Below are 12,865 nucleotides of genomic sequence, written 5' to 3'. Positions count from 1 at the left end.
TAAAGGGATATAAACCACTAGGCTGGTTCGCTGTGCGAGCATTAATGATTTCAAATCCGAACTCGACTTCGCAGAGCGATGCTTTATTCAGGCAGGTCATTCCGCTGTTGCGAGATGTCGAAGGCGTCCACCTGCGCATGCAATTTACCCATTATGCGGGGCATGCAGAAGAGATCGTGCGCGGTCTTCGGCGTGCGGATTATGACGCCATTGTCGTCTTTGGTGGCGACGGTACGGTTAATGAGGTTGTCAACGGATTGCTCGGTCCGGCAGACAATGACCAGCGCCCGGCTCCGGAGGAGCTGCCGGTGCTCGGCGTTATTCCGACTGGTTCTGCCAACGTTTTCGTCCGCGCTTTAGGCATTCCGAATACCCCTGTGGAGGCCGCCCACGTACTGGCACGCCTGCTGGAGCGCGATACTCGGCGCACCATTCGCCTTGGCACCTGGAACGAGCGCTGGTTCGCGGTCAACGCCGGCTTCGGCCTCGATGCGGATGTCTTGGCGCGCGTCGATCGTGCCCGCGAGATGGGCTTTGCAGCCACCCCGTTGCGCTATCTGACGGTCTCCGCACAGGCTTATCTGCGTGCGCGCGTCATTCCACCGGAGATTTCCGTCCATGCGGTCAATCGTGATGGCAAGGAATTTACTGCGCACAAGGTGCCTTTGATGTTTACCTCCAATACCAACCCGTGGACCTTCTTGGGCCCGCTGCCGGTGGTTACTAACCCGCGCAATTCTTTTGACAAGGGTCTGGGGCTCTTCGGCGTTTCTGACTTGGGCGGCATTCACGGTTTGGTGGGCATGCTGCACCTGATGGGCGTTGATCGCAAGCACGTGTTGAGCAAGATTACCCAGGCCCGCGCATTGCAATTCGACGATGCGCAGGTGGTCGACCTGGAAACGCCGACCCCGAAGCGCTTCCAGGCCGATGGTGAGTCCGAAGGCAAGTTCACCAAGGTGCATTTGGAGTCGGTGGCAGATGCCATCGAGGTCTTTGCGCCTTCGCAGCCGCGCCCACCGCATGAGCGCAGCGTGCGCGAGATTCTTCGCGATCTGGTGCGGATTAAGTAGCGCTAGCTGGCCTGACCAACGCGCTGGGCGGTGTCCACGGCGCGCTTTTCCGCGTCCTTCACCGCCTTTTCCTCCGAACCCTCGATTTCGAGAGGGGACAGTTGGGTGGACTTCAACTTGATGTTGCGGCGCTGCACCTCAAAGGTGATGGAGCCACCATGCAGTTTCACGGACGTCGCCTGTGCAGGCAGCGGTAGGTCGCGGGTGTCGAATTGCATCGAGAAGGCCTTCTTCAGGCGCGGATCCTCGGTGTCGTAGACATTCATGTGGAATTGCTCGCCAACCAGGCGCAGCGCGACCTTTGCCGTTGACTTCTTTTTATCTCCTGGCAGCGTACCCGTCAGCTCTGCCTCGGCTGCGGTGCCGCCGATAGGAGAGATGTTGTCGGGGTTTGCAATCGAAAGATCAGTAATGCCCATCAGCCTGCCCAGCGCCACGCCATCCAGGCTGATGCTGCGGGTATAGGTCGAGACGGGGGCGCCTTCGAATTTCCCGCTAAAGACTTGTTGCGGGGTAATGGTGATATCGCGCATGGTGGTCGAAGCATTGACCATGCCTAGCTTTGGCACCTCGACGTCGAGAGATTGTACCTCGAGATAAGGAATCTCTTTGGTCAGTGTGGCGAGCGTATAAGGGAAGCCGCCAATGTAGACGTCGGGAGTATTTTCGAGGCGCGAGACAGCCTTCGATTCTTGGGCCACGGTGTGCTCTGCGTGCATGGCCACGGCAGAATCCGAAAGCCAGGCGAGGGTGCCCACGATGGCGACGATGCCGAGGCGGACAACGTTGCGGTTGATTTGCAGAACAGTCACTCTTCTATTCTTACCGCACGTACGCTGGTGGGTATGAATATCGAAACCTATCAACTTCCAGAGTGCCCAGAACTCGCAGGCAAGCTCAAGAAAATCGCTGATTTAGCACGGGGCGTCGACGGTATTGCGCCCCTGTCGGAGCAATTCATCTTGGGCCTGGATGACGCGCGCTTGGAACACACGCACTTGGTGCTCAGCGACGCCGCGGAGCCGGTAGGCCTTGCAGCTGTCGCCGGAGATGACGCCGAGATGTTTATACACCCCGATTATCGTGGCCGTGGCTGGGGCAACGAGCTGCTGAATGCCGTGCGGGCGATAAAGCCTGCGGCAAATGTCTGGGCCCACGGCAATCTGCCGGCAGCCCAGGCTGTGGCACAGAATAACCACATGGAAAAGGTGCGTCAGCTTCTGGTCATGAAGGTTGCCGGTAAGGATTTGGTGGAGCACTCCACGCTTGGCGACGCCCCGTATACTCCCGCCAACTTCACCGATTCGGTAGAGCGGTGGGGCACGGATTTGGTCGAGCAGGAATGGGTGCGTGCCAACAACGAAGCCTTTTCCTGGCACCCGGAGCAAGGTGGATGGGATATAGAGCGTTTGCACCGCGGGATGGAAGCGGAATGGTTCGATCCGGCAGATGTCCTTTTCTATTGGGACACCAAGAAAGACGATGATGGGGCAGCCCCCGTGCTGGCCGGATTCCACTGGACCAAATGGCACAAGGAGGAAACTGATGAGTTTGGTGAGGTTTATGTGATCGGCATTTCGAAGGCTTATCGCGGTCAAGGTTTGGGAAATCCTTTGCTGCGCTATGGTCTGAATCGAATGGTGGAAAAGGGTGCTGACTGGGTAATTCTCTATGTTGAGGCGGACAATAAACCGGCTGTAAAGCTTTATGAGCGCCTCGGGTTTAGCGTTATTGAAGACCACTCTGTCTACTCGGGGCGTGATTAGTCTCACCAACTTTGGCGACATGTTCATTTGTTGTTCACCTGAAACCACCTCTGTGGTTAACCCGCCGCGGATAGCTTTACGTTTTGTGAGTTAACCGCGGTGTTGGTAGTTCTCTTTCAACTCTTTCGCTTTTACCAATGCGATGTGCGGTTTGCTCGGATAACAATCTCTGTTCTGCTTTGGAAAGGTTTCCTGTGATCCGCAACTTCAAGCGCACCGCTGCAATCTTCGGCATTGTTGCCGCAACCTCCACCGGCCTTGTTGCCTGCTCTGAATCCGGTTCGGGCTCTGAGGGCGGCTCTGAGGTCTCCGGTGACCTCACCGGTGAGGGCGCATCCTCCCAGAAGAGCGCAATGTCCGTCTTTGAGAAGGCCTTCCTGGACGAGCACCCAGACGCTAACTTCTCCTACACCTCCTCCGGCTCCGGCGCTGGCGTTGAGGCTTTCACCAACGGCACCGTTGACTTCGCTGGTTCCGACTCCGCTCTGAAGGAGGACAAGGGTGAGGTTGAGGCTGCCAAGGAGCGTTGCGAGGGCAACGACGCATGGCACCTGCCAACCACCATCGGCCCGGTTGCAATCGCATACAACCTGGGTGACAAGGAAGTAAACCTGAAGACCGAGACCCTGGCAAAGATCTTCAAGGGCGAGATCACCAAGTGGAACGACGAAGAGATCAAGGCTTCCAACGAGGGCGTTGACCTCCCAGACACCGACATCACCGTCATCTTCCGTTCTGACGAGTCCGGTACCTCCGACAACTTCCAGAAGTTCCTGAAGACCGCCACCGGCAACTGGGACAACGAGGGCAAGCAGTTCCCGGACGCTGTCGGCGAGGGCGCAAACGGTTCCTCCGGCGTTGCTGACCAGGTTGCTTCCATCGACGGTGCAATCACCTACGTTGAGGCTGGCTACGCACACCAGAAGGAATCTGACGGCGTCAAGATTGCCAAGATTGACTTCGGCAACGGCCCGGTTGAGCTGTCCAACGAGACCGTCGGCGTTGCACTCGACAACCTGAAGTTCAAGGAGACCGGCTCCGAGCACAACATGGTTGTTGACTCCGAGGCGCTCTTCGGTTCCGACACCAAGGGTTCCTACCCGCTCATCCTGACCACCTACAACATCGTTTGCTCCGCTGGGTACGATGAGGAGACCTCCGCGCTGGTCAAGGCTTTCTTCAAGACCGTTCTGGATAACCAGAGCTCCGACCTCGAGTCTGCTGGATTCATCCCTGTTACCGGTGACCACCTCGAGCGTCTGAAGTCTGCTGTTGACGCAATCCAGTAATTTGCTGGATACGCAATAAAAGACAGCACTGCCCGCCCCCAAATCCGTTCATCAGAGCGCCTTTGGGGGCTGCGGTGTGTTGCACATTAATTCCCACAGTTTCCGTTGAAAAGGATTTCGTAGTCTCATGGCAGACAACAATCTCACCACGGCGCCACCAAATGAGCAGACAGAAGCCGCCTCGCGGCCTGCTTCTTCTGCTGGTAGCTCCGAGGCCGCAATCGTGAAGTCCGGTTCGGGTGTAAAACGCCCAGGTGACCGAATTTTCGAGTTTCTCTCCACCGCCTCCGCAACCTTAATCACCGTGATGATCGCTGCCATTGCAGCCTTCCTGATTTGGCGCGCAGTGCCTGCACTGAACGTCAACGAGGGCGGCTTCCTAGGCTTTTTCACCTACGGTCAGCGCTGGGAGACTAACAACACTGACGCAATGCAGTTCGGTATCCCGACCATGTTCGGCTCCACGGTGCTCATATCCGTTGTTGCCTTGCTGATCGCGATGCCGGTTGCGCTTGGCATTGCTATCTTCCTTTCCAACTACGCTCCGGCCCGCGCAGTGAAGCCGCTTGGCTTCTTGGTCGACATGCTCGCTGCAGTTCCGTCCATCGTTTACGGTCTGTGGGGCTGGCAGGTTCTTGGCCCGGCTCTTTCAGGCTTTTATAAGTGGATTCATTCGTGGGCTGGCGGCTTCTTCCTGTTCACCACCTACGACAACTCGCCTTCCTTCGAGACCGGCCGCAACATCTTCACCGGTGGCATCGTGCTGGCAGTGATGATTCTGCCCATCATCGCCGCCACCGCGCGTGAGGTCTTTGTGCAGACCCCTCCGGGCCAGATTGAGTCCGCGTTGGCGCTGGGCGCTACCCGCTGGGAAGTTATCCGCATGACCGTCCTGCCTTTTGGTATGTCCGGTTACATCGCCGGTTCCATGCTGGGCCTGGGCCGTGCGCTGGGTGAGACTATGGCGCTGTACATGGTTGTCTCGCCGCTGATTGATTTCCGCTTCTCGCTTTTCGACGGCGGTACTACCTTCGCTACTGCGATCGCTCTGGCAGCTTCCGAGTTCGGTAACGAGATGCGTGCGGGTGCTTATATCGCAGCCGGCCTCATGCTGTTCCTGCTGACCTTCGTGGTCAATGCCATTGCCCGTTCCATCGTGAAGAAGAAGTAGGAAGAGGTAAACCTGAATGTCTACCCCAGTAAAGACCCTTCCGCAGAACTCCGGATCGGCGTTCCTTGATATTTCCGGCGGCCGCAAGACCGCCAACAACATCGCCACCTTCGTTGTGTGGGCCACGATGATCATCGCGATGATTCCACTCGTCTGGGTGCTCTGGGAGCTTTTTGCTCGCGGTGCCGGCGCCATTTTCAATCCTGAATGGTGGACTACCTCGCAGCGCGGAATCCTTGATACCGAGGCTGGCGGCGGTGCATTGCACGCGATTATCGGTACCTTCGTCCAGACCCTCCTGGCAACCATCATTTCCGTCCCGATTGGCATCTTCACCGCTATCTACTTGGTGGAGTATTCCCGCGGCGGTCTGCTGAGCCGCCTGACCACCTTCATGGTCGACATCCTTTCTGGTGTTCCTTCCATCGTCGCTGCGTTGTTCGTCTTCGCAATGTGGATCACGCTCTTCGGCTTCGACCGTTCCGGCATGGCAGTGGCGCTTTCTCTGGTGCTGCTGATGATTCCAATCGTCGTTCGTAACACGGAGGAGATGCTGCGCGTCGTCCCGATGGACCTGCGTGAGGCTTCCTATGCGCTGGGAGTGCCGAAGTGGAAGACCATCGCCCGCATCGTTCTGCCAACCGCTCTGTCCGGCATCGTCACCGGCATCATGCTGGCCGTTGCCCGCGTCATGGGTGAGTCCGCTCCGGTTCTGGTCTTGGTCGGCTCGACCTCTTCCATCAACTGGGACGCAATGGATGGCGCAATGTCTTCCTTGCCGCTGATGATGCTTGATATGTACAAGTCCGGCGCCCAGCCGGCCGTTCTGGACAAGCTGTGGGGCGCGGCACTGACGCTGGTCCTGCTGATTGCAGTCCTCAACATTGCGGCGCGCTTCGTTTCTGCGAAGTTCTCCGTCAAGAAGTAACACGCCCGCCCGCCACACCTAAAGCCCCTCAACAGGAGTAATTCAAAAAATGTCAAAGCTTGAGCTCAATGACGTGAACATCTACTACGGTGATTTCCACGCCGTACAGAACGTCAACATGCAGATCCCAGCACAGGCAGTTACTGCGTTCATCGGCCCTTCCGGCTGCGGTAAGTCCACCGTTCTGCGCACCATCAACCGCATGCACGAGGTCATCCCTGGCGCTTCCGTCAAGGGTGAGATCCTGCTCGACGGCCAGAACATCTACGGCCCAAAGGTTGACCCAGTCTCCGTCCGTAACACCATCGGCATGGTCTTCCAGAAGGCAAACCCGTTCCCAACCATGTCCATCGAGGACAACGTTGTCGCCGGCCTGCGTCTGTCCGGTGAGAAGAACAAGAAGAAGCTGAAGGAAGTCGCCGAGAAGTCCCTGCGTGGCGCAAACCTATGGGATGAGGTTAAGGACCGTCTGGACAAGCCGGGCGGCGGCCTGTCCGGTGGTCAGCAGCAGCGTCTGTGCATCGCTCGCGCGATTGCCGTGGAGCCAGAGGTTCTCCTCATGGACGAGCCTTGCTCTGCACTGGACCCAATTTCCACCTTGGCCGTTGAGGACCTTATCCACGAGCTGAAGGAAAACTTCACCATCGTTATCGTGACCCACAACATGCAGCAGGCAGCGCGTGTGTCCGACAAGACCGGTTTCTTCTCCCTCGAGGCCACCGGCAAGCCGGGCCACCTGGTGGAGTTCGATGACACCACCACCATTTTCAAGAACCCGTCTAAGAAGGACACTGAGGACTACATCTCCGGCCGCTTCGGCTAAGCCTTAGTAGCTTCCATGTAGCAGACGGATAAACCCCGCTTCCTTTGAAACAAGAGGGAAGCGGGGTTTAGCGTTATTAGAGACAGTGAAGATTGATCTAGATAGATAGTTTTCGTGAAACGCCTGTAGTTGGATTGAATGTGCTTCAGCGTTGCCTTAAAGGTCTAGCTACCTAGTGAGGATTAATGGCGGAACTGGCGCTCGAGCTCGGCCATGCGGGACTCGAACTCTTTGTCCCTTTCTTCCTCGCTCAATTTGGCCATATAGGCCTCCGGAGCGAGCCCGGTGGACAGGTAAATGATGCGGCCGGCCACGCTGACGCAGTGATCGGCGAAACGCTCGTAGTAGCGGGTCATTTGGGCAGTTTCCACGGCCTCGCGCACGCTTGCTTCCCACTCTCGATTCGTCAGGATGGACAAAAGGTAGTGGTTGATGTCATCTACCGCATCATCTTCAGAGGCCATCCGCAGGGCGGTATCGGGGTCCGGGGTCACTAAGATTTCGCGCAACATCCTAATCATGTCGTCGTTTAAGCGTGCGAGCTCCTCAAAATAGCCGATGTACTCTGCGGGCACCACGTTTTCTGGGTGGCGTCGGCGGGCAGCCGATGCCACGTGTTGGGCCAGACGGCCCATGCGGTGGAGGTCTTCCACGATGTAGATGGAGGAGACGACCTGGCGGAGATCTTTGGCCATGGGATTTTCGAGCGCGAGCAGCAAGACAGCGCGCTCCTCGCAGCGGTTGCGGACTTCGTCCAGTTCCTCGCGCAAAGACATGGCCTCTTCAGCGGCGTGGAGTTCGGAGTCAATCAGTGCTTCAGAGGCGAGCCTTAAGGTGTTATGGACGATGTCGCACATGATAATGAGGTCGTGCGAGAAGCTATCTAGATGTTCGCGATATGCGGTGCGCATGTCGGAAATGATAGACCACTTTTTGGTCTAATGCTCGTTATGGCTTTGTCTATCCGCCCGAATGCATAATTTCTGCACCTTCGGGCACTGTTGCGTCCTCTGGATCGTCCAGCCAACCCTCGGGTAGAACCACCTTGGCAGGTGAGCCTTGACGTCCACGTGCGCCATCCGCGTCGTCGGCAAGCGCCTGCGAATCGGCCCACGGTGCCAGCAATTCGCGCAGGTTATCTACCGAATCCACCCGCGAAAGGCCCGAGCGTACCTCGCCTCCCACGGGGAATCCGCGCAGGTACCAACCCACGTGCTTGCGGATATCGCGGCTGGCCTGACGCTCGCCATCGTGCTGCGCCAGCAGCTCCGCATGCCTAATCATAATCTGCGTCACTTCGCCCAAGGTTGGCTCGGAAGGAATTGGCTCGCCACGCAGCTCCGCAGACAGTTCCGCGAAGAGCCACGGGCGGCCGAGGCAGCCGCGCCCGACGACGACGCCGTCGCAGCCCGTCTGCTCCATCATGGCGCGGGCATCGGTGGCTTTGAAGATATCGCCGTTGCCCAGCACCGGGATGCCGGTATCGGCCAGGTGCTCCTTGAGGCGTGCGATCTCATTCCAATCGGCGTGACCGGAGTAGCGCTGAGCGGCTGTGCGCCCGTGCAAGGCGACGGCCGCGGCACCCTCCTCCACTGCGATGCGTCCTGCGTCCAAGTGTGTGTGGTGCTCGTCGTCGATGCCCACGCGCATCTTCACGGTAACCGGAATGTCGGTGCCCTCTGTGGCCTCAACTGCGGCGGCGACGATGTTGCCGAAGAGTCGGCGCTTATAGGGCAGAGCTGAGCCGCCACCGCGACGAGTTACCTTGGGCACGGGGCAGCCGAAATTCATGTCGATGTGATCGGCCAAGTTTTCATCCACGATCATCTTTGCTGCCTTGTAGGTGTACTCCGGATCGACGGTGTACAGCTGTAGCGAGCGTGGATTTTCATCTGGCCCGAACGTGGTCATGTGCATGGTCTTTTCATTGCGCTCGACCAACGCGCGAGCGGTGACCATCTCGCATACATATAGTCCGGAGACCGTTCCGGTCTTCGCAATTTCTTGTTCCCGGCAGAGCGTGCGGAAGGCCACGTTGGTTACGCCCGCCATAGGGGCTAGGACAACGGGGGAGTTGAGCTCGATTTTTCCGATTGCAAGATTCACGCAGCCAATTGTGCTCTTTGGGCAGGTGGCGTGGCAAGTTTGGCGCGTCGTTGTGACGGGGGTGTGTAAGTTTGCGAAGTTTTCGGTAAAACCTCAACAAGTTCGCTAATGTGGTGCATGTAACTTAAAGGGGCTGATCGTGTCGTACGGTTGGCCCTATATATAAAGGAGGATTTACTTTGACCGATAGGATCGGATACGCGCCGTTTAAGGAACTTGTCGTTTCTGCTGAAGAAGCTGCAAAGTTTGTCAATCACGGTGACCGCGTCGGTATCTCTGGCTTTACCGGTGCGGGCTACCCAAAGGCGCTGCCTACCGCCATCGCTGAAAAGGCAAAGGCTGCACACGCTGCTGGTGAGGAATTCAAGATCGATGTCTTCTCCGGCGCTTCCACCGCACCGGATTGTGACGGTGTGCTGGCAGAGGCGGACGCATTGCGCTTCCGCTCTCCGTACAACTCCGATCCGACTCTGCGTAACAAGGCCAACGCAGGCGAGATTCTTTACCAGGACATTCACCTTTCCCACTCCGGCCAGCAGGTAGAGGAGGGCTTCTACGGCGATTTCCAGGTCGCAATCATCGAGGTTGTCCGCATCCTGGAAGACGGCAACATCATCCCGTCTTCTGCAGTGGGCAATAACCTGGAATACATCGAGGCTGCAGACAAGATTATTCTCGAGGTAAACACCTGGCAGTCCGAGAACCTCGAGGGCATGCACGACATTTACAAGATCGAGAAGCTGCCTAACCGCCAGCCAATCCCGATCACCAAGGTTGATGACCGCATCGGTACCCCGTACATCGAGCTGCCGACCGAAAAGGTAGTCGCAGTCGTCGAGACCAACGCTCCGGACCGCAACGCGCCATTTAAGGCTCCGGATGAGGTATCCGAGAAGATCGCTGCTAACTTCATCGAGTTCCTCGAAGGCGAGGTTGCTGCTGGCCGCCTGGAGTATGACAAGTTCATCATGCAGTCCGGCGTGGGTAATGTCCCGAACGCCGTGATGGCAGGCCTGCTGGAGTCCAAGTTTGAAAACATCCAGGCCTACACCGAGGTCATCCAGGACGGCATGCTCGACCTTATCGACGCCGGCAAGATGTCTGTCGCTTCCGCTACCTCCTTTGCGCTTTCCCCGGAGTACGCAGAGAAGATGAACGCTGAGGCAGAGCGCTACCGCAAGCACATCATCCTGCGTCCGCAGCAGGTCTCCAACCACCCTGAGGTCATCCGCCGCGTGGGTCTTATCTCCTCCAACGGCATGATTGAGGCCGATATTTACGGCAACATCAACTCCACCAACGTTGGCGGCTCCCGCATCATGAACGGCACCGGCGGCTCCGGTGACTTCACCCGCAACGGTTACATCTCCACGTTCGTTTCCCCGTCTGTGGCAAAGGGTGGCGCAATCTCCGCGATTGTTCCTTTCGTTTCCCACACTGACCACACCGAGCACGACACCATGGTCATCATCACCGAGTACGGTGTCGCTGACCTGCGTGGTCTCGCACCGCGTGAGCGCGTGGAAAAGGTCATCGCCGTGGCACACCCGGACTACCGCCCGCTGCTGGAGGAGTACTACGAGCGTGCTTCCGCCAACAAGTTCGTCCACACCCCGCACGATCTGAAGACTGCCTTCGACTTCCAGATTAACTTCGCCGAAAAGGGCGACATGCGCGGCTAAGCAAACTCAGCGGCATTTAGCCCCTGACAAGCAAACATGACTGGCTCCCCGCAATAAAGTGGGGGGCCAGTTTCGTTTCTTTAGCGGGGCCTACTAAAATGGTTTCGCGATGGGCCTTTAGCTCAGCTGGTAGAGCTACGGACTTTTAATCCGCAGGTCCCGGGTTCGAGCCCCGGAGGGCCCACATTTGATTCCCCTTGGTAAAAGCCAAGGGGAATTTTTATGCCTTTTGTGCCTTGTTTGTTTGGATTCACTCTTGCTACCTATTTCCGACGTTACATGTGGTAGTGATCAGCCTCTTGCTTATTGGCGAAATACGGGAGCCAGAGGTATCTAGAAGCAAAACCCAGGGCTCTTCGCTTGGCTTTGTTCCGGAGTTCTGCCAACTTCCGGGTGGAATAGCCGGGGTGGAATATCAAAGCCATAATTATGACTTATCTCATTTATTTATGTAAAAATAGCCAAGCTTTAGGTATTAATATCATCTCTCCCTGTTCGGCGCTTGAAGCAAGCTTTTGTTCAGGTAAGGCAAGTCTCTTTTGCCTAGTTCTCAGAAAGAGGTGTGAAATCCGGTGAAGAAAATAGTCGTAGCAGGGCTGACTGTAGCCTTGGCGATCACTTCATTTGTTGTCCCAGCTAATGCTGAGGGGCATTTTGAAACCAGCGTGAATGGAATTCGCGATGGCTTTAAAATTCGTAGTTGGTACGATCGAAATATTGATGGGTTTAACACGGAAATCACAGCAGCTACCTGCTTGAACACTCCGCACGGATCGCCAGGAAAAGTCGAGATGACCCTACGCCGAACTCTCGCAGGGCAGCCGGATCCGGACCTGGGTTCACGTTCTCTCAACAGGTGCTATGGGGGTTGGGATCGAGGTGGCTGGGGGCGTCAGGCTGCAGGCAACTATCATGCCGATATTCATACGTTTGATTGGAACCGTTTGACCATCAATTGGATGAAAGTCGTATGGTAGATACGATTCGAGTTGATGCTTTAAAGATAAGGCGTTCAAACAAAACAATTCTGGATATACCGCAGTTGACGATAGATGAACGTCCAACGCTTCTTCTTGGGGCAAACGGTGCAGGAAAGTCGACTCTTTTTTCCGTCCTGGCATCAGATTCTTCTCCGCACGACGGGGTCGTCTTAAGGGTGGGCTCTATATCGTTAGTCGAGCAGAAATTCATGCCGATTGTGGGTTTCACTTCTGGAGAATACTGCGCTTATGTTGCGTGGCTGTTTGGTCAGGATAGGAAAATCGCAAAGAAACATAGCTTGGAGTGGCTAAACTTTGTTGATTTGTCGAAGGCTGCCGATCAGAGATGTGAAAGTCTTAGCGGAGGGGAACGCTCTAGATTGGCAATCGCTACAGCATTGAATTCTGGGTCGAAAACTCTGCTTCTTGATGAGCCTAGTGCGGCGCTTGATCCCCTTAGCAAGGAGCTCATTACAAAGGTTTATCAAAAGATCGTGGAAATGGGGCATAATTTAGTTGTCTCCACCCATGATGCAGGTGAACTGCAGAAACCATTCGAGCGCGTTCTTGTCCTTGATAAAGGCAAGTTGCGATTCGATGGTTCAAGGTCAGAATTCATACAGTTAGCATCAGAATTAGACGACAATCCAGTGCACAATCTCGCACGCTCTTTTGCGCGGAGGAGGAACGATGATGGTTCCTAATTTCGGATTCAGACATTGGTTTCGACGCCCGTCATTGTGGATTTGTCTTGCTGGAATCGTTCTCAGTGCAGTTCCTATATCAGAGCTTGGGAAAACAACCTATTTCCAGTCAAACGCTGCCCAATCTACTTTAGTGTTCGTTGTTATTGCTCCAGCGGTTTCTGCCGGAATGGCTTGGGAAGCATCACGTTTTCGCGAAATTGCGCAATTGGGGCGAAGCTCTGTAGTTCGTATCTTTAGAGACCGAATGCTTTTATGGTCGCTAGTTTTTCCTGTTGGCTACGTATTGGCTAACCTAGCCCAAAGTACTGAATTGAAGCGTCCTGGGTTTAGTTCCGCTTCT

The 12,865-nt window shown here is 56.1% G+C and carries 12 protein-coding genes, 1 tRNA gene and 1 pseudogene; 11 read left to right on the top strand and 3 right to left on the bottom strand.

Annotation, left to right across the window (positions count from 1 at the left end):
* The first annotated feature begins 32 nt into the window (after positions 1-32).
* Positions 33-1,073, top strand: coding sequence for a diacylglycerol/lipid kinase family protein (locus tag HMPREF2888_RS12100; RefSeq protein ID WP_061924515.1), 1,041 nt, complete (start codon positions 33-35; stop codon positions 1,071-1,073).
* A gap of 2 nt (positions 1,074-1,075) precedes the next feature.
* Here the strand turns inward: HMPREF2888_RS12100 and HMPREF2888_RS12095 are convergent, their stop codons facing one another.
* On the bottom strand, positions 1,076-1,885 hold the full coding sequence (locus HMPREF2888_RS12095; RefSeq protein WP_061924512.1) for an LmeA family phospholipid-binding protein: 810 nt from the start codon (positions 1,883-1,885) through the stop codon (positions 1,076-1,078).
* A 33-nt stretch (positions 1,886-1,918) separates the two neighbouring features.
* On the opposite strand from HMPREF2888_RS12095, the gene mshD reads away from it, so the two are divergent.
* The 5 genes from mshD to pstB all read left to right on the top strand — a co-directional run bounded on the left by mshD (position 1,919) and on the right by pstB (position 7,050).
* Entirely contained in the window at positions 1,919-2,839 is a 921-nt protein-coding gene (gene mshD, locus HMPREF2888_RS12090; RefSeq protein WP_070432620.1) for a mycothiol synthase, read from the top strand.
* A gap of 194 nt (positions 2,840-3,033) precedes the next feature.
* Positions 3,034-4,128 (top strand): phosphate ABC transporter substrate-binding protein PstS, encoded by a 1,095-nt coding sequence (pstS, locus tag HMPREF2888_RS12085; protein WP_061924506.1) that lies wholly within the window; start codon positions 3,034-3,036, stop codon positions 4,126-4,128.
* A 127-nt stretch (positions 4,129-4,255) separates the two neighbouring features.
* Positions 4,256-5,299, top strand: a complete 1,044-nt coding sequence (pstC, locus tag HMPREF2888_RS12080; RefSeq protein WP_061924504.1) for a phosphate ABC transporter permease subunit PstC — start codon at positions 4,256-4,258, stop codon at positions 5,297-5,299.
* Between the two features lie 16 nt (positions 5,300-5,315).
* Complete coding sequence (gene pstA, locus HMPREF2888_RS12075) at positions 5,316-6,227, top strand: phosphate ABC transporter permease PstA (RefSeq protein WP_070518874.1); 912 nt, start codon at positions 5,316-5,318, stop codon at positions 6,225-6,227.
* 49 nt (positions 6,228-6,276) lie between these two features.
* Positions 6,277-7,050, top strand: coding sequence for a phosphate ABC transporter ATP-binding protein PstB (pstB, locus tag HMPREF2888_RS12070; RefSeq protein WP_061924498.1), 774 nt, complete (start codon positions 6,277-6,279; stop codon positions 7,048-7,050).
* Positions 7,051-7,232: 182 nt separating this feature from the next.
* Here pstB and phoU read toward each other — a convergent pair whose 3' ends face one another.
* Complete coding sequence (gene phoU / locus HMPREF2888_RS12065; RefSeq protein ID WP_070432621.1) at positions 7,233-7,961, bottom strand: phosphate signaling complex protein PhoU; 729 nt, start codon at positions 7,959-7,961, stop codon at positions 7,233-7,235.
* A gap of 49 nt (positions 7,962-8,010) precedes the next feature.
* Positions 8,011-9,156 (bottom strand): tRNA dihydrouridine synthase DusB, encoded by a 1,146-nt coding sequence (gene dusB, locus HMPREF2888_RS12060; protein ID WP_061924491.1) that lies wholly within the window; start codon positions 9,154-9,156, stop codon positions 8,011-8,013.
* 179 nt (positions 9,157-9,335) lie between these two features.
* On the opposite strand from dusB, the gene HMPREF2888_RS12055 reads away from it, so the two are divergent.
* The 5 genes and pseudogenes from HMPREF2888_RS12055 to HMPREF2888_RS13015 form a co-directional block, all read left to right on the top strand.
* Entirely contained in the window at positions 9,336-10,838 is a 1,503-nt protein-coding gene (locus HMPREF2888_RS12055) for an acetyl-CoA hydrolase/transferase family protein (RefSeq protein WP_061924487.1), read from the top strand.
* Between the two features lie 111 nt (positions 10,839-10,949).
* A tRNA-Lys gene (locus tag HMPREF2888_RS12050) sits at positions 10,950-11,022 on the top strand.
* 388 nt (positions 11,023-11,410) lie between these two features.
* Complete coding sequence (locus tag HMPREF2888_RS12650; RefSeq protein ID WP_235591080.1) at positions 11,411-11,815, top strand: hypothetical protein; 405 nt, start codon at positions 11,411-11,413, stop codon at positions 11,813-11,815.
* Entirely contained in the window at positions 11,809-12,522 is a 714-nt protein-coding gene (locus tag HMPREF2888_RS12045) for an ATP-binding cassette domain-containing protein (protein ID WP_062043424.1), read from the top strand. Before HMPREF2888_RS12650 ends, HMPREF2888_RS12045 begins: the two co-directional genes overlap by 7 nt.
* Positions 12,509-12,865: pseudogene (locus tag HMPREF2888_RS13015) on the top strand (hypothetical protein); the annotation flags it as partial. The gene HMPREF2888_RS12045 and the pseudogene HMPREF2888_RS13015, both read left to right, overlap by 14 nt.

Source organism: Corynebacterium sp. HMSC077D03 (assembly GCF_001808545.1).
GTDB lineage: Bacteria > Actinomycetota > Actinomycetes > Mycobacteriales > Mycobacteriaceae > Corynebacterium > Corynebacterium simulans.
The sequence above is the reverse complement of the archived record's forward strand: the minus strand, read 5'-3'. Positions and strand labels throughout refer to the sequence as shown.